General features: G+C 41.9%; 18 protein-coding genes. 5 read left to right on the top strand and 13 right to left on the bottom strand.

Translation table 11 applies throughout. The features are described from left to right. Window positions 1–126: 126 nt before the first annotated feature. From CBI42_RS00625 to CBI42_RS00610, 4 genes are read left to right on the top strand one after another with little or no spacing between them, the layout of a single operon-like run. The gene (locus tag CBI42_RS00625) at window positions 127–453 is read left to right on the top strand and encodes a PadR family transcriptional regulator (RefSeq protein WP_000273858.1); all 327 of its coding nucleotides are present in this window, start codon (window positions 127–129) and stop codon (window positions 451–453) included. Next, window positions 440–1033 carry a DUF1700 domain-containing protein gene (locus tag CBI42_RS00620; RefSeq protein ID WP_094753003.1) on the top strand — a complete coding sequence of 198 codons (594 nt, stop codon included), beginning with the start codon at window positions 440–442 and terminating at the stop codon, window positions 1031–1033. Before CBI42_RS00625 ends, CBI42_RS00620 begins: the two co-directional genes overlap by 14 nt. Beyond that, window positions 1026–1937 (top strand): DUF4097 family beta strand repeat-containing protein, encoded by a 912-nt coding sequence (locus CBI42_RS00615; protein WP_094753002.1) that lies wholly within the window; start codon window positions 1026–1028, stop codon window positions 1935–1937. The genes CBI42_RS00620 and CBI42_RS00615 overlap by 8 nt, the downstream gene beginning before the upstream one ends. Before the next feature lie 57 nt (window positions 1938–1994). After that, on the top strand, window positions 1995–3059 hold the full coding sequence (locus CBI42_RS00610; protein WP_094753001.1) for a DUF6574 domain-containing protein: 1065 nt from the start codon (window positions 1995–1997) through the stop codon (window positions 3057–3059). Window positions 3060–3283: 224 nt separating this feature from the next. Here the strand turns inward: CBI42_RS00610 and CBI42_RS00600 are convergent, their stop codons facing one another. From CBI42_RS00600 to CBI42_RS00550, 11 genes are all read right to left on the bottom strand, one after another. Next, window positions 3284–4144 (bottom strand): DUF4299 family protein, encoded by an 861-nt coding sequence (locus CBI42_RS00600; RefSeq protein ID WP_094753000.1) that lies wholly within the window; start codon window positions 4142–4144, stop codon window positions 3284–3286. 121 nt (window positions 4145–4265) lie between these two features. Beyond that, window positions 4266–5252: an oxygen-dependent tRNA uridine(34) hydroxylase TrhO gene (gene trhO, locus CBI42_RS00595; protein ID WP_001030024.1), complete on the bottom strand. Its 987-nt coding sequence runs from the start codon at window positions 5250–5252 to the stop codon at window positions 4266–4268. Between the two features lie 131 nt (window positions 5253–5383). Continuing rightward, window positions 5384–5680, bottom strand: a complete 297-nt coding sequence (locus CBI42_RS00590) for a bacteriocin immunity protein (protein ID WP_179211337.1) — start codon at window positions 5678–5680, stop codon at window positions 5384–5386. 55 nt (window positions 5681–5735) lie between these two features. After that, window positions 5736–6425 carry a CPBP family intramembrane glutamic endopeptidase gene (locus CBI42_RS00585; RefSeq protein ID WP_023947356.1) on the bottom strand — a complete coding sequence of 230 codons (690 nt, stop codon included), beginning with the start codon at window positions 6423–6425 and terminating at the stop codon, window positions 5736–5738. Window positions 6426–6657: 232 nt separating this feature from the next. Continuing rightward, on the bottom strand, window positions 6658–8142 hold the full coding sequence (locus tag CBI42_RS00580; RefSeq protein WP_000800391.1) for an ABC transporter substrate-binding protein: 1485 nt from the start codon (window positions 8140–8142) through the stop codon (window positions 6658–6660). A 103-nt stretch (window positions 8143–8245) separates the two neighbouring features. Further along, window positions 8246–9169, bottom strand: coding sequence for a carbohydrate ABC transporter permease (locus tag CBI42_RS00575; protein WP_000818353.1), 924 nt, complete (start codon window positions 9167–9169; stop codon window positions 8246–8248). 13 nt (window positions 9170–9182) lie between these two features. Then, window positions 9183–10112, bottom strand: a complete 930-nt coding sequence (locus CBI42_RS00570) for an ABC transporter permease (RefSeq protein WP_001032152.1) — start codon at window positions 10110–10112, stop codon at window positions 9183–9185. A 210-nt stretch (window positions 10113–10322) separates the two neighbouring features. Then, window positions 10323–12203, bottom strand: coding sequence for a family 20 glycosylhydrolase (locus CBI42_RS00565; RefSeq protein ID WP_049491180.1), 1881 nt, complete (start codon window positions 12201–12203; stop codon window positions 10323–10325). Next, window positions 12197–13066, bottom strand: coding sequence for an ROK family protein (locus CBI42_RS00560; RefSeq protein ID WP_049491179.1), 870 nt, complete (start codon window positions 13064–13066; stop codon window positions 12197–12199). Before CBI42_RS00560 ends, CBI42_RS00565 begins: the two co-directional genes overlap by 7 nt. Before the next feature lie 83 nt (window positions 13067–13149). After that, a complete protein-coding gene (locus tag CBI42_RS00555; protein WP_049491178.1) occupies window positions 13150–15795 on the bottom strand; it encodes an alpha-mannosidase in 2646 nt (881 codons plus the stop codon). Window positions 15796–16005: 210 nt separating this feature from the next. After that, entirely contained in the window at window positions 16006–17286 is a 1281-nt protein-coding gene (locus CBI42_RS00550) for a glycoside hydrolase family 125 protein (protein ID WP_049491177.1), read from the bottom strand. 170 nt (window positions 17287–17456) lie between these two features. Between CBI42_RS00550 and CBI42_RS00545 the strand changes: the two genes are divergently transcribed. Further along, the gene (locus CBI42_RS00545; protein ID WP_094752999.1) at window positions 17457–19544 is read left to right on the top strand and encodes a GH92 family glycosyl hydrolase; all 2088 of its coding nucleotides are present in this window, start codon (window positions 17457–17459) and stop codon (window positions 19542–19544) included. A gap of 274 nt (window positions 19545–19818) precedes the next feature. Here the strand turns inward: CBI42_RS00545 and CBI42_RS00540 are convergent, their stop codons facing one another. Both CBI42_RS00540 and adcA read right to left on the bottom strand, forming a co-directional pair. Then, the gene (locus tag CBI42_RS00540; protein ID WP_004235732.1) at window positions 19819–20703 is read right to left on the bottom strand and encodes an SPFH domain-containing protein; all 885 of its coding nucleotides are present in this window, start codon (window positions 20701–20703) and stop codon (window positions 19819–19821) included. Between the two features lie 773 nt (window positions 20704–21476). Continuing rightward, window positions 21477–22982, bottom strand: coding sequence for a zinc ABC transporter substrate-binding lipoprotein AdcA (gene adcA / locus CBI42_RS00535; protein WP_094752998.1), 1506 nt, complete (start codon window positions 22980–22982; stop codon window positions 21477–21479). Window positions 22983–22984 lie beyond the last annotated feature (2 nt).

The raw sequence follows: 22984 nt of genomic DNA, 5'->3' as shown, positions 1-22984 counted from the left end.
GGCTAGAAGTTTTTTATATATAAAAATTTTACACATTTCTCTTGACAGGGCTTTCTTTTAGATGTACAATGTATGTGTAGAAAAATTATATATAAAAATCTTACACATTAGAAAAGGAGGTTCCCCATGTACTTTCCAACATCCTCTGCCTTGATTGAATTTCTCATCTTGGCCGTACTGGAGCAGGATGATTCTTATGGTTATGAGATTAGCCAAACCATTAAGCTGATCGCTAATATCAAAGAATCTACACTCTATCCTATCCTAAAAAAATTGGAGGGCAATAGCTTTCTGACAACCTATTCTAGAGAGTTCCAAGGTCGCATGCGCAAATACTACTCCTTGACAAATGGTGGTATAGAACAGCTCGTGACCCTAAAAGATGAATGGGCACTCTATACAGACACCATTAATGGCATCATAGAAGGGAGTATCCGCCATGACAAGAACTGAATACCTGACTCAGCTAGAACTCTATCTCAAAAAACTGCCTCAGGCTGACCAAATTGAAGCCATGGACTATTTCAGGGAACTCTTTGACGATGCTGGAGTCGAGGGAGAAGAAGAACTCATCGCTAGTTTGGGAACTCCTAAGGAAGCAGCCCACGAAGTTCTCTCCAATCTTCTCGATAAAAAAATCAATGAAGCGCCCGCTCAAAAAAATAACCGACAAATTTTACATATCGCCTTGTTAGCTCTCCTTGCAGCACCCATCGGTATTCCTCTGGGAATCGCCATCCTCGTGGCCCTGTTCGGAATCCTTGTGGCAGCTTTGACTGTCATTCTGGCTTTCTTTGCGGTTTCCATACTTGGTATCATAGGTGGATTCCTATTTTTAGTTGAAAGTTTCACTGTCCTAGCCCAAGCCAAATCAGCCTTTATCTTGATTTTTGGTGCTGGTTTACTGGCTATCGGTGCTTCTTCACTAGTCTTACTAGGTATTTCCTATGTAGCCCGCTTCTTCGGTCTACTCATTGTTCGCCTGGTACAATTTGTTCTCAAAAAAGGAAAGAGAGGTGACCAGCATGCGTAAATTGACAAAAGGATTTCTCATTTTTGGTGTGGTGACTACCGTTATCGGATTTGTCCTGCTCTTTGTAGGCATCCAATCTGACGGAATCAAGAGCCTACTTGCCATGTCCAAGGAGCCTGTCTATGATAGTCGGATGGAAGAGTTGACCTTTGGCAAGGAAGTCGAAAACCTAGAGATTACGCTCCACCAACACGCGCTGACCATCACAGACTCTTTCGATGATCAAATCCACATTTCTTACCATCCATCTCTTTCTGCTCACCATGATCTTATAACAAATCAAAACGATAAAACTCTGAGCCTCACTGATAAGAAACTGTCTGAAAGTCCATTTCTCTCTTCTGGAATTGGCGGGATTCTCCATATCGCAAGTAGCTACTCTAGTCGTTTTAATGAAGTTATTCTCCAATTGCCAAAAGGAAGAGCTTTAAAAGGGATCAACATCTCAGCCAATCGTGGACAAACCAGTATCACCAATGCCAGTCTTGAAAATGCGACCCTCAATACAAACAGCTATATCCTCCGAATTAAAGGAAGTCGTATCAAAAACAGTAAACTCACAACGCCCAATATCGTTAATATCTTCGATACAGACCTTACAGATAGTCAGCTAGAGTCAACAGAACATCACTTCCGCGCTGAAAATATTAAAGTATATGGTAAAGTAGAACTATCTTCTAAAAATGCGCTCAGTATCATGCTAACTCAAAAAGAAAGCCAAGAAATTAACTTAGACCTCTCGAGTCACCATGGTTTTATTTATCAATTATTAAGAGATAAGAGTCAACAGAAACCCAACGAATTAAGCAACCCTTACAAAACTGAAAAGACCGATGTAAAAGGTCAACTCATAGCTAAGGCTGATGATTATATTAGTCTTGAGACTACAGCCAACAGACCTTAACAAACCTATTTATATCGACCACAATAACGCATATCTAACTAAAAAGGAGGTTCTACCATGAAACAAGAATGGTTTGAAAGTAATGATTTTGTAAAAGCAACAAGCAAGAACAAGCCTGATGAACAAGCCCAAGAGGTTGCAGACAAGGCTGAAGAAACGATAGCCGATCTCGATACACCAATTGAAAAAAATACTCAAGTAGAGGAGGACGTCTCTCAAGCTGAAGTCGAATTGGAAAGCCAGCAAAAAGAGAAAATTGAAACTCCTGAAGACAGTGAAGCGAGAACAGAAATAGAAGAAAAGAAAGCATTAGATTCTACTGAGGAAGAGCAAGACCTTTCTAAAGAAACAGAAAAAGTCACTATAGCTGAAGAGAGTCAAGAAGCACTTCCTCAGCAAAAACCAACCACGAAAGAGCCCCTTCTTATCAGTCAATCCTTAGAAAGTCCCTATATCCCCGACCAAGCTCCAAAATCTACGGATAGATGGAAAGAGCAAGCGCTTGATTTTTGGTCTTGGCTAGTGGAAGCAATCAAATCTCCTACAAGCAGTCTTGAAACAAGTAGCACACACAGTTACACAGCCTTTCTTTTGCTCATTCTGTTTTCTGCATCTTCCTTTTTCTTTAGTATCTACCACATCAAACATGCTTACTATGGACATATAGCAACTATGCATAATCACTTCCCTGAACAATTTGCTTCATTAAATCTCTTTTCGATTATCTCTATCCTAGTAGCAACAACACTCTTCTTCTTTTCATTCCTCTTGGGTGGTTTCGTCGTGAGACGATTTATCTACCAAGAAAAGGACTGGACCCTAGAAAAAGTTCTCCAACAATATAGTCAACTCTTGGCAATTCCAATCTTCCTCACTGCCATTGCTAGTTTCTTTGCCTTCTTTGATAGCCTACGATTTACAGCTCTCTTGTGTGTGATTAGCATTGGGATCACTCTGCTTGCTAGCCTCCATATCATTACAAGACCTAGTCAAGCAAGTGAAGCCGACTCCTTCTATCAATTATTCTTGTCTGTCCTTGTGAACGGAGTCATTATCCTCCTCTTCTTTGTAGCTGAAGTGGCACTGATTGGAGATTATCTTCGTATCTTGGCCTTTCTTTAAACTTCATACTCTTCGAAAATCAAATTCAAACCACGTCAGCTTCGCCTTACCGTAGATATATGTTCCTGACTTTGTCAGTCTTATCTACAACCTCAAAACAGTGTTTTGAGCAGCCTGCGGCTAGCTTCCTAGTTTGCTCTTTGATTTTCATTGAGTAGCAATCCTGTCTTTCATGGCAGGATTTTTTATATGCTAAAAAGCAAGTCGATTGACTTGCTTCTGCTTTACTTTTCTTGTGCTAATGTTTTAAAATCTTTGTCTAAGATGGGTTGGATTTCTAATTGATTAGCGTCTAGTTGGTGGTAAGATGCTGATGGTAATGACTCTAGGAATTTTGCATAGTCCAAGCGGGCAATGGCTTCATAGTCTTCTGGTTTAGAGCCGTCTCCTGTAATTTGAACCAAGTCAATCTCCCACTGAACTTCCTTATCCAGCAATTGCTCAATATAGGAAGCAGGAACAAATGGTTCTCTCGGTAAAACAGTCTTGACTCCTTGAGCCAGATGGTAAACACCGTGAACTTGTCCTTCTCCATCCTGATAGAAGGAAACTCTTGCAAAGTAAGCATCTGTCTCTTGAACTGCACGTACACGTGCTTCAAACTGTGCCAAACCATCTGCCTCTAAAAAGCTTTTCAAGTCCTCATGACTAAAGAAAACAGGATTAAAGATTCCTTGACAAATCGTAAAACGAGCTGCAGTGTCTGCTAGATAGGCTTGAATACTTGCTTGGAAATAAGCTTCAAAATCAAAACCATCTAGTCCTTCAATCTCAGTTCCTGTATAAGCAAGCAGGGCATCTAAAAATGACTTGATGATTTCCCAGTCTGTCTTCGTTAGTAGGTCAGGAAGATCGACACGGTAAGCCTTTTGATCATCAGCATAACTGACCTTAAAAAGAAATTGTGATTGTCCCACTATCGCACACTCGATATACTCAAGACGGCTAAGAGGTTGACGGAGATAGACTGCATCATAGCTATGTGACTCCAAACCATCTAGCAAGGCCAAGATCGACTTGGCAGTCAAAATCTCTTGTTCTCCTAAAATGCTCTGTTTATTTGGAATAAAAAATGTTTTCGTCATAACTGGACTCCTTTGAAATCGTTTACATATAGTATACCCTATTTTCCTGAAAGATACAGAAACAAACTTTAGATTTTTTAGTAAAAAGCATAGAAAAACAGCCCCTAAGGACTGTTCAATCTTATACAGTAGCTGCTTGATCCAAGCTTTCACCGATAGCGGCTAGGCGCTCGACAACTTCAGCTTGTGTCAATTCATTTTCTGAAACATAGCGGTTACGTGGGTGAACACGGCACTCGTGTGAGCATCCACGAAGGTACTTGTCTTCATTTTCTTCTGATGTCAAGATACGACGGTTACAGAATGGATTTCCACAGTTTACATAACGTTCACATGGTGTTCCATCAAACCAGTCTTTCCCTACGATGGTTGGGTTGACATGGTTGACATCGACTGCGATACGCTCGTCAAAGACGTACATTTTCCCATCCCAAAGCTCACCTTGGACTTCTGGGTCTTTACCGTAAGTTGCGATTCCTCCGTGCAATTGGCCGACATCTTTGTAGCCTTCACGGACCATCCAGCCTGAGAATTTCTCACAGCGAACCCCACCTGTACAGTAAACCACGACACGCTTGTCCATGAATTTTTCCTTGTTATCACGGACCCATTGTGGCAACTCACGGAAGTTGCGGATATCTGGGCGAATAGCCCCACGGAAGTGTCCTAGGTCGTACTCATAATCGTTACGTGTGTCAAGGACAACTGTATCTTCGTCAAGAAGAGCTTCTTTGAACTCTTTTGGAGACAAGTAAGCACCTGTTGTTTCAAGTGGGTTGATGTCATTGTCAAAGTCGTTGTCTTCCAAACCAAGGTGGACAATCTCTTTCTTGTAGCGAACAAACATCTTCTTGAAGGCTTGTTCACTTTCTTCGTCAATCTTGAACCAGAGGTCTTCCATACCTGGGAGGCTGTGAACATAGTCCATGTATTTTTGAGTTGTTTCATAATCCCCTGAAACTGTTCCGTTAATTCCCTCGTCAGCGACTAGGATACGGCCTTTAAGGCCGATTGATTTACAGAAAGCCAAGTGGTCTGCAGCAAATTGCTCTGCATTTTCAATTGGAGTATAAAGGTAGTAAAGTAAGACACGAATATCTTTTGCCATAAGATTTGTTCTCTTTTCTATTCTTAAATTTTCAGAATTTTTCATCTAACTATACTAGTATACCTGCTTGAGAAAACGAATGCAATTTATTTGACTGGAAATTGTAGAAAGATGCTTATCCCTGCACTTCATCAGTAACCATAGCGAATAGCAGATAATTCTCTCAATTTTTTGATCTGCTCGGATTGACTTTCTGATAACATCAGCTTATTGTCAATCAATACACGTGAGATGTCAACATTCATTTGACTCAATATAAATGGGGTAGAGGTCCCATCGTCCTCTAATCGTCTTTTATAACTCACTAACTGATTTTTCAAAGGAGTCAGTTGAGGCGTATCCTTTATATCTTCCAATAGATAATCTATGATAATCATGGCTTCACAACGTCTTTCGCTTCCTCCAGCAAACCATTTTAATGGTGTCATACTCATTTACCTCCTTAAGTTGAAAAGCTGTCATTCCTAACTCTCGCGCCAGTATTTACCCAAACACCCTCTGTAAAAAAGTCAGCAAAAATGGTAATGTTGCGAAAATATTATTAATCACATGCACCGCATAGGATGGATAAATGCTCTTGGTATAGCGGGTCAAACTAGCAAAGATGATGCCAGATGTTGCAAAGACGAAGATATCTAACAAACTAGGCAGGCTTGAAAAATGAGGAAGAGCAAATAAAATTGACGGAAGAAGCAAATCAAGGCCAAATCTCGAATGCTTAAAAAAGGCGTGTTGCAGTAATCCTCTATAGATTAGCTCTTCCATAAGTGGAGTCAGGAAGAACAAAGTTATATAGATACCTAGCTCAGCAAAGTTGGTCCCACTATAACCGATCAATACAGCCCAACCTTCAGCAGTTGACTGAACATGTTTAGCTGTCTGAACGTTAAAAGAGATCTGGAGCACTACCACTAATACTGTCAAAATCGAATACCAAAGCCATTTTTTTCTTGGAATGCGAAAGAGATAGCCATGGCCTGTCTTAACCAGAATCCAAATCATGACTCCGCTAAATAGCAAACTCAAGAGATTTTGAATCCAGACGAAATTGCCAATCTGGGAAGAAAATTGCCAATAATTTTGAACAATAAGCGTCAGCTGAGAAAGACCAAATACGAAAAATAGGTAAGAGAAAACTGCACTAATTTTGAATAGAAGTTGATACTTCTTCATATGAACTCTCCTTTGTAAACTCGAGACATCTCTAATATAAGCTATATTTTCCTAAATCCTTACTCCAAATCCTAAATGGTATTTGAGATTTCCTGAATGGTTAAACAGCGATAAGAAAACACAGATATCTATGCTCTTGTTTCAAAAAATCACTGCCTCCCCCAGATAATCCTGAGGAAAACAGTGATTCAATTTTTAGGAATTAGGAATGAATACACGAAATCAATTGATCTTATGATTTTTTGTTTTTCAAGAATTCATCGTATTGTTTTTGCATTTCGTTCAATACTTTATCGTAAGCACCTTCAGATTTCAATTTTTCCATCAATTCTGGAATAGCTTTATCTGGGTCTACAGTACCAGTGTTGATAGCTGTATCGAATTGTTGCATTGTGTTAGAGATTGCTGAGATTTCAGATTTCACATTGTCAGTGTTAAAGATGAATCCAAGTGCTGGAGATTCTTTAGCTTCAGCCAATTGTTTCTTAGAATCTTCGATTTGTTGGTCTGTAACGTTTTCGTTGATGTAAAGAATCCAGTTGTTACCAGTGTTCCATCCACCCATGTGAGTGTTTCCTTTGTAGCCATCAAGGACTTTAACACGGTTTTCTTTACCTGGAATTTTTTCCCAGTTCTTGCCTTCTGGACCATAAACAAGACCATTTAAGAGTTCTGGGTTAGTGTTCAAGAGGTTCAACACTTCCATTGATTTTTCTTTGTTCTTAGAGTTGTTTGAGATAACAAAGTTAGCAACTTGTGTTGTTTGGTTTTTCTTAATGAAGTTAGTGATTGGTTTGATTTGGATATCTTTGTTCGCAACACGTGAAAGCAAGCTGTTACCGTAGTCAGCTGGTCCTACTGTTTCTTCACGAACGAACCAAGTATCTTGTTGAAGGTCAAATGAAGTATCGCTTGTTGCTACGTCTTTTGGAATGTATCCAGCTTCATAGAATTTGTGAAGAGTCTTCAAGTGTTCTTTAAAGCGAGGCACTTCGTAACGGTTTACGATCTTAGTAGTGTCCCCTTCAAGGTCGATAACGAATGGAAGTCCATTTGGAACTGGGTAGTCAAAGTTATCAGATGGGATGAAGTTCTTAGTAACCGCAAATGGCACTACATCTGGAGCTTTTTCTTTGATTTGTTTCAAGACTGGTTCAAGTGTTTCATATGAAGTGACACCTGAAATATCGATACCGTATTTAGCAAGAAGAGTTCCGTTGAAGGCGAAGTTTTGAGATGATGCAACGTTGGCTGCAACTGGAACTGCGTAAATTTTACCGTTAATGCTGTTACCTTTGATGTAAGCTGGGTCAAGTGCTTTATAAAGCTCTGCCCCTTCTTTCTTATACAAGTCAGTCAAGTCAGCATAGGCACCTTTTTGAGCATTTACAACATAGTTAGATGCAAAGGCGATATCGTAGTTTTCACCAGATGATGTGATAACTGACATTTTCTTATCATAGTCACCCCATCCAAGATATTGGATATCCAATTTAGCACCAACTTTTTCACCGATGATTTTGTTAGCATTTTCTAGCAATTCATCTAAGTTATCTGGTTTGTCACCGATTTGGTACATTTTGATAACAGTTTTTTCACCTGAAGCTGAGTCAGCAGCTTTTTTACTGTTACCTGAAAGGTTTCCACAAGCAGCGAGACCAGCAGCCAAAGCGACTACGCTAGCAGATGCAAAAGCATATTTTTTCCAGTTTTTCATGACAAAAACTCCTTTTTTTATTTTTAAACTTATAAACAATGTAATGATCTTAACTTCACGCAAGGGAAGTTTGGAAATGAGAAATGATTTTTCTCAACAAGCACTATTCTTTCACACCACCGATAGTCAAACCTTTTACAAAGTAGCGTTGGAAGAATGGATACAGAATCGCGATTGGAAGGGTTGCGACCACAACCATGGCCATACGACCTGTTTCTTTTGGAAGAGCAACTCCCAGTTGACCAGATAGGCCGACTGCTTTGGCGATGTAATCCATATTTTGCTGGATTTGCATGAGCAAATATTGCAATGGATACAAGTTGTCACTCTTGATGTAAAGAAGGGCATTGAACCAGTCATTCCAGAAACCAAGAGCTGTCAAGAGCGTGATGGTTGCGATACCTGGTAGTGACAATGGCAAACAGATTTGGAAGAAGATCCGGGCCTCACTAGCACCATCGATACGAGCGGATTCTAGAATAGCTTCTGGAATGGTCTTCTTGAAGAAGGAACGCATCAAGATGATGTTAAATGGTGAGAGAAGCATTGGAACAATCAAGGCCCAAACTGTATCACCAAGTTGAAGTAAACGAGTTACCACGATATAGCCCGGTACCAAACCAGCGTTGAACAACATACTAAGAAGGGCAAAAATCGTAAAGAATCTGCGATACTTAAAGGTTGTCCGTGAAATAGCGTAGGCATAAGTTGTTGTGATAAAAACGTTTGTGATCGTCCCCACCACTGTTACAAAGACTGAGATGAAGAGGGCTTGGAGAATTTTATCCTTAAACTGTGCCAAAAACTCAAAACCGTCTAATCCAAATTGGGATGGGAAGAAGCTATATCCATTTTGGAGGATACTCTTTTCATCTGTCACCGAAATAACGATAACGAATACAAAGGGTAGGATACAAGAGAGGGCAACCAAACCAGAAATGGTACTGAAGAAGATATCTGCTTTCTTACTGAAGGAGTGAATGCCGACATTATCAATTTTTTCTTTTTTAATTTTCTTTTCTGCCATATTCTCCTCCTTTCTAGAACAAAGCTGAGTTTGGATCAACTCGTCGTGCCAGTAAGTTTGATAGGATAACCAGAATCAAGCCGACAACTGATTGGTAGAGACCTGCCGCTGAAGCCATCCCGATATCCGCTGTCTGAGTCAAACCGTTATAAACATATACGTCCAAGACATTGGTTACGTTATAAAGCTGACCAGCATTGTGGGGGATTTGGTAGAAAAGACCAAAGTCTGCACGGAAGATATTCCCGACTGCAAGGATGGTCAATACGGTTACCAATGGTGTCAACTGCGGAATAGTTACATTGCGAATTCGTTGCCATTTGCTAGCCCCGTCCACTGTTGCTGCTTCGTAGTAGGTTGGATCAATTCCCATGATTGTCGCATAGTACATGACACTGCTATATCCAAAGCCTTTCCAAATACCAAGGAAAAGTAGGAGATAAGGCCAAATACCCAAGTCAGCGTAGAAATTGATTTCCTTCATTCCGATAGATTCTAGGAAATGGTTGAACACACCTTTATCAATATTTAGGAAGGCATCTGTAAAGAAACTAATGATAACCCAAGACAAGAAGTAAGGGAACAACATAGAAGTTTGGAAAATCTTAACCATTCTCTTAGAACGGAGTTCACTGAGGATGATGGCAATCCCTACTGATACAATCAAACCGATAAAGATAAAGCCGAGATTGTAGAGGACAGTATTTCGTGTGATGATAAAGGCGTCTTTTGAACTAAACAAGAATCTGAAATTATCGAGTCCGACCCATTTACTATTCACGATACTATCTATAAATCCATTACTGGTCATGTGGTAGTCTTTAAAGGCAACCACGTTCCCAAATACTGGAATGTAGAAGAATAGAATCAACCAGAGTGCCCCTGGCAAAACCATTAAGAGAAAGATCCAGTTGTCTCTCAAGGTTTTTGAAAACTTATTCATAATTTCCCCCCTTTTTTATTTTGATATCCATCTAAAAATTCCTTTTTAGACTTTTGATAACGATTACATTATTAGTATACTCCTATTTGAAGGTTAGGTTAAACTACTAATTATAGAAAAAACTCCACAAATTATTTTATGTGGAGTACTTGTTTAAGAAAGGGATGTTTCACGAGAAACACCCTGCTCAAGGCAAGGTGTTCTTGTTTTTTATGTCGTATAAATCGTCGAAGCTGTCGCAATAGTATGCCACTGGTTGGCTGTTGTGGCTGCGAAGTCCTTGTCTACGTAAAAATCAGTAAATGGCAGGATTTCCACTTCTAACTCATCAATACGGTCAAGCTGGCCAGCCAGATAAGCCTCGATGCGATTTTCTGCTCGCTTGATGCGTTGCAAGAGTCCGCCCATACGGATATCGACCGTATCCAAACCAAAGACCTTGTTTTCTTTCAGCCATTGGTGGCTAAAGAGGGCATGGAAGTCTTCAATTTGGCTTCTGAGTTCTGGTAATTCTTGCCTTGCGATTTCTTGCAGACTTCCTTTATCATCTGCTTGGTAGGCCTGACGAATGCGTCGTCCCACATCAACTTTACTACTTAAAATAGCATTCAACTGGGCCTGCGTTTCAAAGAGATAGGCATAGTTTCCAGCTTTTTCTTTAATGGCAGCGAGCGTCTCAGCAGCCTGAGCGAAGTGCGGTTTATCCTGTTCAGGTGTCATGTGTCGGTCAAGAATCGGGCAGAGAACATCCTGATAAAAGACATAGCGGTTGGGATTGATACCACTGAGATTGTCTGGTAGGTCTGGTAATAGGTTGGCTAGGTCAATCTGCATAAAATCCTCAACCGAAAGACCTGTATTGGTCTTGAAGTGAGCAGACAGACGGTCTAGGTCATTACGGTAACTGAGTTCTGCCCAGATTTGCAAGCTTGGTAGGATAGAAAACTGGGCAGTTTCCCCACCATTGTCCCCCCAACCCGTCACAATGACTTCTTTGATCTGATTGGCACGACAGGCCTTGTTAGCCTCAACAGCGATGAGTCGGCTGAAATGGTTATTGGGTGTGAAACCAATCCACTTCCAAGCACCACCTGCAAATGCAAGGTCATGGCTAATCTTGTGGTGATTACGGAAATTGCGGTTGTATTTTTCCTCGCTATCCTGATAATAGTCCCAGTAAACCAAGGTCACACGATCTTTGAGACGGTCTAGGTAGACACGAGTTTCTTCTGGAATTTCCACATCACGGTCGTACTGGCCATCTGTTGACATAAGTTTAAAGAACATATCGCTCCACATTTGGCAGTGGAAACCATATTTGTCTGCAATATCCAGCACGCGCTCCAAGTGTTGGCACATGAGGAGACTACGATCCACAACACCGTTCAGAATCAAGTAGCGTCCCAAACCAACCAAGTGGGCTTCGTCCATCCCGATATTGACCTTGCGAGTCTTCAGTTTAGATAGAGTAGCAAACATGCCATCAATCAGGTCATAAACCTTTTCTTCGCCGATAAGAAGAATGTCCTCTACATCACGGAGCTCCTGCACTTCTTTGACACCCCATTTTACGAAGGCTGACAAGTGGGCCAAGGTCTGGATGCAAGGAACAAAGGTAATGTCAAACTGCTGGGCATAGGCTTCGATTTCCTGCAATTCCTCAGCCGAGTAGGCTCCACGGAAATAGCCAAAGTAAGGTTGCCCTTCAATCTGGTATGTATCTTCCATGTAAAGTTCAAAGGTTGAGTAGCCCATGAGAGCCAAGACCTCAATCATCTGCTTGGCAGCAGCCACATTCAGCACCGCATTTCGAGAACAGTCTGCCATGTAGGCTAAATCTTCATAAGCCGCCTGTTCCTCAATCTCTACCTTGTCACCTTCTGCTAAAGCTGTTACCAACAAGGACAAGGCACGATAAAGTTGGTGAGATTTGCGATAAGTTAGTTGATAATGGCCACCCTCACCCTTGATAGAGATAGAGGCTTGGTCAGACTGAGCGACAGCTACTTCGACATCTGGTAGAGAAATGTGCTTTTGAAGCAACTCTATAGCTTGATGTTGTTTGGGACTAAGTCCTGTAAATCTTACCATTGATTTTCCTCCTGTAACCAGTTGACAAGGGCACCATAGAGATTGGCATCTGCATGATAGGTACAAGCTTGGATAAGAGGTGCGACCGTGTATTCTTCGTAGGCATCGATAAAGTCTTCAACAGCCTTCTTGACACCTTGGATAAAATCTGGATTTTGACTGATAGAGCCTCCCAGACTGATGACATCTGGGTCGATGAGATATTGGATATTGAGCAAGCCTTGCGCCAGATTACGGTTCATGCGCTCAATGGCTTCTTGGCAAAGGGTATTTCCTGCTGCGGCCTCTTGGTAAATCTTGCGACCGTCCCAGTCAGTCTGACCAGATTTTTCAATCACGTATCGCACCATATTCCCAGTTGATGCTAGTTGCGACCAGTTGTTGAGCTTTTCAGCAGGGGCAAGGGTGGTCATGTAGCCAAATTCTCCACCCAGGCCGTGGCGACCTCGATGAAGTCTACCATTGATAATCATGGCTCCGCCAATCCCTGTCCCAATCACGACACAGGCTGCATTTTCTAGTTCTGGATGAGCTAGCAGTTCACTAAGTCCAACGCAGTTGGCATCATTTTCCAGATGGACAGGAATCTGATAAGAGCTAAGCGCCTCATACCAAGAAAATCCGTGAATGTAGGGCACCGCACTGAAGCCATCAATCACACCTGTCTCTTGATTGACCGCGCCTGGAACGCTCATAGCAATCCCGCTATAATCCTGCTCTGACAAACGTTGATCTAGCCAAGCTAGTAAGTCCTCCAAACTTTCAGGCGTTGGAATGCTTGTCTTATTCAGTATTTTCCCATCAGGAGTCAGACTAGCAAACTTAATCCCAGTCCCTCCGATATCAATCGTTGCAATGGTCATTGTTTTTACCATAAAAAGGGGCGAATCAGCAATTAATTCTTACTTTTTCGCCCCTCCTTTCTTTTTATGTTTACTTTTTGAAATTAAATTTCTTCTTTTTTGATGAATTCTGTACGAATCTCTTGTGGTGAAATGAGACCTCTATGAACTGGGTATGGTCGTTCAAGTAGGTCAAGAAAGAGATGTTGGCTTTCCGGTACACGTACATTTTCACTACACATATTGTAGTAACGAAGAACATAGCCTTCTTCATTTTCAGATACCTTAAAGGCTGTTGGACAGATTTGCGGTATGCTGAGAACAGAATGGCTCAAGAGGCTACCAGTCGCAGCCACGCTTCCTTCTTGTTTAGCAAGCTGAAGGCTGGTAAATGGTGTCTGCAAGGCTTTAGCACGACGATAGGCTGAAAAGCGTTCTTGGACTTGGTGGCATTCAAGCGCAAACTCGACTTCAAACTCACGCAAGCATTGTGCTTCTGGTGTTGGGAAGTAACCCCAGTCACCTAGCTCACCTGACGCACGCAGAATGGTCACTGCAATAGTGTCGTCTCCAAGGATTTCGTATTCATTCAATCCCTTGTTGGATACAGTCACACCTTTTTCATCGTCATACAGACTAACAAAGGCTTGTTGGTGTTGAGGATTTTCAGGATTTTCCCATGAAGCTGCTGGTTTGTTTGGTCGTGTCACTACCTCATAAATGCTTTCAGAATCATTACTTGAACGCTTGTTGTGAGTCTTGACCAAGAGACGGATACGGTGGTCTTTGGCAGTGTTGGTAAAGCGAGTCTTGCAACGGATTTGTGGATTATCAACGAAGATAGTCATCTCAGTTTCAAGAGGAATGCTTGTCAATTCTTCTGAACGTCCAGCTTCACGCTTCATAAACTCGATGATGCCTTTTTGCTCTTCTTCTAGCTTTTCATCTGCACTGACAGGCACGGTCAATTCATGTTTGAGCAAAATCTTAGCGTAGCGAGCTGTGTTTTCCAAGACCTCGTAGCCCTTAAGCTCTGCATAGATTGGCTCTGTTCCTTTTGGTTGGAAATAGATATACTCGTTTCCGATGTCACCACGGTCTTCGAAGCGGATAAAATCTTCATAGGCTTCGTGAGTTGTCTTGTCATAGACTGTGATATTGTCATCCACACTCACCGTTACAAATGGCGTATCAATTACTCCATTTTGGTAAATACCGTCACGGTGTTCTTGTTCTCCTTCCAGCAATTGGAAGGTTGTCCAAGAAAGCGGTGCTAGGTGAACTGGAATAGTCACGCGCACTTGTCGAGCGATACGAGCTTGGCGGAACTTATCTTTTGGTAAATCGTACTCAAAATTAGCTCCGAGGTCTTCGATTTTAGCCTCTACAGGACGACCATCCAAGTCCTCCACACGATAACTTGGCAAGGTTAAGGCAGCCATCTTCTTGTAACCTTCTGTTGGGTGCAATTCCTTGAAATCACAAGTCGCCACATCAATCACTGTGCTGACAGTATCGACCTTATCATGCAAGCCTGTGTTAATGACAGTAAAGAGATAATCACTTTGAGCCTTAGCTGTAGCGATTTTACCCTTCCATTCGTTAAGAAGATTGCTCTTAACAAAGTTTCCGACTTGGTTAACCTTGGCAAAACGAGTTTCCATCTCGCGGTGAACTTCGTCCACGCTACAGCCACAGATGCTATCATGCGGCGCATTTTGCAAAAGAGTTTTCCAAGCATAGGTCAACTGGTCCTTGTGGTTATGACCCCCAGTGATAATAGTCAAGGGTTCTACAACTTGCTCTAGGAGGTTGCTATTTTCTTGGAAGGCTTGTTTGAGATAAATACGAGATGAAGAAGTGTTGGCAAGTGTGTACCAGCCGTCTGTTTCCTGACTGGTCAACTCACCTGTAACCGTTGATAATTGCTCTGGTAGGGCACTTTCCACAGCTTGAACATATTCATCAAAAGAACTATGAACAAAGGTTACATCTGGGAAGAGTTCATTTGCCACACGAATGGCTTCACTCAAATTTTTCTGGACAGGCTGATGGTCACAGCCGTTCATCATCAACCACTGGTTGGTCGAAGCATAGTCACGCACGTCTGCCAGTTTTTGTTTCCAGAAGGTCAAGGCCTCGTCTTTATCAACTGGGATTTCATTCCCATTACTATACCAGTTGGCAAAGAGGATACCGAGGACACGACTTCCGTCCGCACCCTGCCAGTACATTTCTGAAAACTGGGAAGTAAACTGCTCATCTTCGAGAACTTGGTTGTCAAATCCAATCGGTTTCACACCACGACCAAAGGCTGCCACGTGAATGCCTGATTTTTGAAGGATTTGAGGAGCTTGTCCCATATTTCCAAAAGTATCTGGGAAGTAACCAATCTGAGTGGATTTGCCCCATTTTGCAGCTTCTTGCTGACCAATCAAGGTATTGCGGACATTGGCTTCACTTGAAATCAAGTAGTCATCTTGCAAGATGTAAAAAGGACCAATTTTAAGTTTGCCTTCGTCGATGTATCGTTGGACTTTGTCGCGATTTTCAGGGCGAATCTCCAAGTAGTCATCAAGGACAATGGTTTGACCATCCAAGTGGAAGCTCTTGAACTCAGGGTCATTTTCAAAGAGATCAAAGAGATTGTCAAATAATTCCACCAACTGCATACGGTGGCTTTCAAAAGGCAAGTACCACTCACGATCCCAGTGACTATGTGAGATAATATGTACGACAACATTTTCCATGAAGTAAAACCTCATTCTAAATTTAAATTTTTATTGTTAACGTTTTTGGATGTAAGATTTGCTCAATCAAATTCAACAAATCACCAACAGTTTAACTCTAAATATTTTATTTATCAAGAATTTAACTATGATTTGAGATGAAATTTGAAAGAAGTATATATTTAGCTACTTTGTCTTGGTAAATTGGCTAAAAACAAGTAAAATCCTAGATTAACGAATATCCAAGTAATCCAAGACCAACTCACAGAACATCATGTTGGCCCAAGAGAACCATTCACGAGAATAAAGAGTTGGGTCATCTACGTGGAAGCTTTCATGCATAACACCAGTACCACCATCGCAAGCAACCAGCTGATCCAGTAAGAATTTCTTCTCTGCTTTATCTGTCGTTGTCAAGCCTTGGATAGACAGAGCGATTGGCCAGATATAGCGATAGAAGGTATGAGAACTTCCGAGACCGCTAGCGTATTCTCCTTGGTAGAAATATGGATTTTCAGGGCTCAAAATGGTACGACGAGTTGCTTGATACACTTCATCATCGACCGAACAGTAACCCAGATAAGGTGCAGCCAGCAGACTTGGTACGTTTGGATCATCCATGATGCTGGCATTTCCTAGACCATCCACTTCAAAGGCATAAATCTTTTCGCCCTTGCTGTTGCTTGTGTAGGCGTAATTTTCGATCCCTTCTTGGATTTCATCCTGAAGACGCTTAGCGTCTGTGATAACACTCTCGCTATCAGCTAGGTTTAATGCTGCGAAGATTTCTTGAACATACCCCAAAACAACAACTGCAAACATATTTGACGGAATCAAGTAACTATACTGACAGCAGTCATCACTCGGACGAAAAGCTGACCAGGTCATGCCTGTCACTGCAAAATCAGGGCCAAAGCCATCATTTACCAAGGTATCTTCCTTGCGGTCCGTATCGCGGACAAAACGATAAGGAGAATTCTTGTGGTCTTGTTCCACTGTCCACAGATGAAGAATTTCCTTGGTCGCTGCGACAAAAGTCTCATCAAACTGACTAGTCTCGCCAGTCTCTTTCCAGAGGAGATAAGCCAGCTGCAAAGGATAGCAAAGCGAGTCTACCTCGTACTTACGTTCCCAAATCCAGCCGTTAAGGTCTGTGTGGTCAGTCTCGTGGTGCCCCTTCCAGTTCTCCTCAATGTTGAAAGAATTGGCATAAGGATCCTTGAGTACCAAGGTCATCTGACGCTTGACCAAACCTGCAATGGTCTGACGCAGGAGGGCATCTCTTTTAGCCACATGCAGGTAGGGTCTGAGTTGGGCTGTCGAATCTCGAAGCCACATGGCAGGAATATCCCCAGTCAAGACAAAAGTTGAACCATCTTCTAGGATTTCAACCGTATTGTCCAAGGTATCTGTGTAGCAACGCTCAAAGACATCCACCCACTCTGGATGGTCCTTAGCCCGTTCTGCCACTTCATCTAGCCATTCTCTAACAATTTCTTTTGAATAAATCATCGTGCAGTATCCTCTTTCAAACAAGTTTCATTTTCAGTATATAGCTTTTGAGACAGAAAATACATACACAAATGATAGTCATTTTTCTACAAAATAGTTATCTTTAAAACGCCTTTTCTAAAGACTATCTTTTTCTGATATAATGTAGAAAAACAGCTAAAGGAAAGACTATGAAACCACTACTTGAAACCATCGATACCCGATTTGGAACTGCCAGCAAGCATGCCTTTTCTCGGGGAAATACCCTGCCTTACACAGGCGTTCCTTTTGGGATGAATTACTTTGTACCCCAGACCAGCGACCAGGAGGGCTCTTGGTTTTTCGACCCACATCTGCCTATATTTCAAGGGATTCGATTAACCCACCAGCCCAGTCCTTGGATTGGGGACTACTCTTGGCTCCTTCTGACACCTGTCACCGGTCAGCTAGGGGGAGACAGCCTCTTTCACCGCCAGTCTTCCTATGACATAGATAAGTCCTCTTTCAAACCTCATTATCTGAAGATTTTCTCCCTGCGCTATCAGATTGAAACCCAGCTTACACCGACTTGCTACGGTGCTTCTATTCGTTTGGAGCAAAAGCAAGGCAAAGCCCTATCCCTCTATCTTCACGCAGCAGATGAATTAGCAGTAGAGCAAGTAGATAAGAGGAATCTTGCCCTACGACAAGAAGGAAAAACTGAGAACAACAAAAATCCACTGATACTGTTCACATCCCTGAAAATGAATATGGATATCCTTGCTATCAGCCAAGAAGGTGGAGACTGGCGAATCGACCTGGCAGATAGTCATGCTGAAATTCAGCTAGCGACTTCTTTCATCTCTCCTTCTCAAGCACTGCTTAATCTACCTCAAGAAGATTTTGATAGCTGTAAAGCAAATGCCCAAGCGGATTGGGAAAATCTCCTCCATCGTTTTGACATTATAGAGACAGGAGAAGCTAACCGAACCTTCTTTGACCACTGTCTCTACAGACTCTTCCTCTTTCCTCAGACTTTTTATGAGGTTGATGAATCAGGGCAAGCCATCCACAAAGATTTGGCTACTGGAACTGTAAAGCCCGGTGTCCTCTTTAGCAACAATGGTTTCTGGGATACCTTCCGCACCACATTCCCCCTCTTTGCCCTTATCATACCAGAACACTACCACCGCTTCTTAGAAGGATTTCTCAATAACTACCGCGATACTAGTTTCCTTCCAAAATGGCTGGCTCCAGATGAACGGGGTATGATGCCAGGTACACTTATAGACGGTATTATCGCCGATAGCGCCTGCAAGGACATGGCCCCCGACCTAGAAGAAGAACTCCTCCAAGCCATGCTTGAAACAGCCACCAAATCTGATCCTCTTGGCATCAATGGTCGTCACGGACTAGCTCAATACCAAGAACTGGGCTATCTCTCTATCGACCACCACGAAAGCGTTAGCCATACTCTAGACTATGCCTATAGTGACTTTTGTATCGCCAGCTGTGCCAAAAAACGAGGGAAAATAGAAATCGCTGAAACCTACAAGGCCGCATCACAAAATTACCGCCATCTATTTGACGCTGAGACAGGTTACATGCGAGCGCGTGATAGTCAAGGCAACTTCCGCCTTGACTTCTCTCCTTATAGTTGGGGACGTGATTATGCCGAATGTTCAGCCATCCAAGCAACTTTAGGCGTCCTTCACGACATCCCAGACTTAATCCAACTTATGGGTGGAAAAGAAACCTTCAGCAACTATCTTTTGAAAACCTGTCAAGATGCTCCCCTCTTTGAGACAACAGGCTATGGCTACGAGATTCACGAAATGAGCGAAATGTCTACTGCTCCTTTTGGGCAACTCGCCATTTCCAACCAGCCAAGCTTCCACATTCCTTATCTCTTCCGCTACAGCGATTACCCTGACTACACTGCCCTTCTCATCAAGACGCTCCGTCAGAAAGCTTTTCACCCAAGTTGGGAAGCCTATCCTGGCGATGAAGACAATGGCAGTCTCTCAGCCTGGTACATCTGGTCAGCTCTCGGATTTTATCCGACCTGTCCAGGAAAACCAAGCTATGATCTCGGAATTCCTCTCTTTGACCATCTCCGAGTCTATCTTGCCAAAGAAGATAAATGGCTAGATATTCATGCTGAGCAAAACCACAGCTATTTCAACTTTGTAAAAGAATGCCGACTGGATAAAACACTCGTATCAACTATTCAACACCAAGACCTCTTGAAAGCTGAACAACTAACCTTTACACTTAGCTGGTTGCCAAGTCATCGCTAAATAATAAAAAATCTGCAATCCCCAAGATTATCCACAATCTGTGAATAACTATCCCAAACTGTGCTTAACTCTTGAGTTGCAGCAATTAAAACTACTTTATAATCCTCAAAAGTTACTAAATTGGTCACACAAATAAGAAATATCACTAAAATAATCAGAAGTTATCCACACTTATCCAAAACCTGTTAGTAACTTTTGTGAATAGTCTTATTTAAGCTAAGATTTATCTCTAACGATCACTAAAAAAGAGCCTGTTGCCAAGCTCTTTAGTCTATTATTTCTTCTCAGCGCGGAGGGCTGACAAGATTTGTGTACGAATATCATCCACACCATTTGGAGTATTTGGTAAAAAGATAGTTTGATTTCCTTTAGAGGCAAAGGTATTCAAGGTATCCAAATACTGGTTGGTCAAGAGGATAGACATGATTTGTTCTTCTGTCATGCCAACATTGGCTTCCTTGAGTTCCGTGATAGACTCTGCCAATCCATCCACAATCGCCTTACGTTGTTGGGCAATCCCCACACCATGGAGGCGGTCTTTTTCTGCTTCGGCTTCAGCTGCAGTGACGATCTTAATCTTATCGGCTTCCGCCAATTCTTGCGCTGCGACCCGCTTACGTTGCGCCGCATTGATTTCATTCATGGATTGCTTAACTTCTGCATCTGGTTCGACCTTAGTAATCAAGGTTTTCACAATAATATAACCGTAAGTAGTCATTTCTTCTGCTACTTGGTGTTGAACTTCAAGGGCAATCTCATCTTTTTTCTCAAACAATTCATCCAAGGTTAATTTTGGAACAGAAGAGCGAAGAGCGTCTTCGATATAAGATTTAATCTGAGATTCTGGACGCATGAGTTTATAGTAGGCATCTGTCACGCTCTGCTCGTTGACACGGTACTGAGTCGCTACATTCATCATAACGAACACATTGTCCTTGGTCTTGGTCTCAACCACAATATCGCTTTGCAACAAGCGCAACTGAATCCGCGCTGCAATCGAGTCAATCCCAAAAGGTAAGCGAATATGAATACCGCTATTGGCAACCTTTTGGTATTTCCCAAAGCGTTCAATAATCGCCACCGACTGCTGACGAACCACATAAACTGTACTCAGTGTGACTATTACCAATAGGAGCACACAAACCACCACAAAAATCATCAAAAATGTTGCCATTATCGTGACCTCCATCATTATTTTTCCTGTATTATAGCACATTTAAAGAAGGCTGTGCAGTTTTTACTGCGGTTTTTCCTGAAATGTCAATAATTAGAGGTGAATTGTCACATTGTCGTCAAATCTCTGTCAATTTAAGTTACATATGTTATAAACCATGCTCAGAGTATTTCTAGTTATTTATCTAAGTACTATCTGAGTTTTACAAGTCGTGGACAAAGAAACGAAACAAGTAACGGTTAATCCCTTTAAAAAACTCACAAAAAACATCATTGAAGTGAACCGCACTCCAATAGTTCAAGCATTAAGTGAGGTTGATAATCTACATTTGATGTGTATACTATTTTTGTTTTGTCATCGGTTACCGATTACGTTCCTTACGGTTCGTGAGAGGAGGTGAAACTAATGAGCCTTATGCCTGAGCTTGCTCTTACTATTATAGCGGATGTAATAGCAGGAATTATCTTGTATTTCGTCTGCAGATGGCTAGATGGTAAGAAATAGACCGAATGACTAGCCTATCAACACCCGTTAAATCGCTAAGATACGTCAAAAAAGCCCTTAACTACTGGCATAGTTAAGGGCTTTGGTGTTCTAATGAACCTTGTCCGTTAAAATCATTCTAACATACAAGCCCCGATATTTCAAGAGTTTTATTTATTTTTTTAAAGCGCCTTATGTATCTGAAAGATCTATCATGAAGTTAGCCATCTAGTATCAAAAAACCGACTAGCTCCTATGAACTAGTCGGTTTCTCATCAATGCGCCAACATTTCTTGGGCGATTTCTTGGCCAGATAGGTTATCTGGGTAGTAGGTTGGCCAGTTATCCATTTCTTCAAAGAGGGCTTCTTGGCTTGTGCCTCCAAAGAAGATATGGAAATGTTCTGCCTTCACTGGGGCAATATTGTGGTCGCTAAACTGAACATACTTGAATTGTCCAGCATCCGCATCTGTCGCTTCAAAGAGGAAGCGCACGCCACGATTGCCTTTCTTATAAGTCAAGATTTTCTTACCAACATACTTGTAAGTATATTTCTTACTTTGTCCACCTTGAACAAATTCCATAGTGTTATCAGTGATATTAATCTTAGTCACATCTGTCTGATAGCCTTTTGTATAGTAGGCCTTGTACTCAGCCTGAGTCATCTTACCAGTCAACTTAGCCTTGTAGTCAAAAACTTGGTCAAACGTACCATCTTCAAGGAAAGGATAAACTGATTGCCAATTACCTGTATAGTCACTCAAGGTGCGGTCCTTGACAGCTGCATCCTCGAAGTAACCATTTTGGACTGTCTTGGTATCCTCTGCCTTTTCAGGTTCGATTGCTGGGCCTTCTTGGTCCGTTGTTTGTTTCAGAGCCTTGAGGTTTTTCTCCATAACGGAGATGTAGTTTTCGCCAGCTTTGGTATCCTCTTCTGTCAGACTTTCTAAAGGATTAAGGACATCAGTTTTGACACCTGCTTCTTTTGAAAGTGTATTAGCAAGGGCTTGAGAAGCATTTTCTTCAAAGTAGATATAGGCGATTTTATTTTTCTTGACATACTCTGTCAATTCTGCCAAGCGAGCTGCTGATGGCTCTGCATCTGGAGAAAGGCCTGAGATTGCGACTTGTTTGAGTCCATAGTCCAAAGCAAGATAGTTAAAGGCTGCGTGTTGAGTCACAAAGCTCTTTTGTTTGGCTTGAGATAAGCCTTCTGCATAAGCCTTATCCAAGGCTTGCAATTTTTCGATATAGGCAGCAGCATTCTTCTCAAAGGTCTCTTTTTTATCAGGATAATCTGCTGATAAGCTATCACGGATATGCTCTACTAGTTTAATGGCACGAACTGGTGATAACCAAACATGGGGATCGAACTCATGGTGATGACCTTCTTCTCCATGGTCATGGTCTCCCTCTTCTTCCTCGCTACCTGGTAAGAGCAACATATCGCCTGTCGCCTTGATGGTTTTCACCTTTTTCTTATCCAAGGTATCTAGCAATTTAGGAACCCATGTTTCCATGTTTTCATTTTCATAAACGAAGGTATCTGCATCTTGGATTTTGGCAACTGCCTTGGCAGACGGTTCATATTCATGGGGTTCTGTACCAGCACCGATGAGGAGTTCTACATTAGCCGTATCTCCTGCGACTTGCTTGGTAAATTCATAGACAGGGTAAAAGGTTGTCACGATATTTAGTTTGCCATCTGCCTGCTTTTGATTGGAACAAGCCACTAAAAACAAGGCACATAGACTGGCTAGCAATAAGCTAATTTTTTTCACGT

The sequence above is a fragment of the Streptococcus sp. KR genome (assembly GCF_002238115.1).
In the GTDB taxonomy this organism is placed as follows: Bacteria; Bacillota; Bacilli; order Lactobacillales; family Streptococcaceae; genus Streptococcus.
The sequence above is the reverse complement of the archived record's forward strand: the minus strand, read 5'-3'. Positions and strand labels throughout refer to the sequence as shown.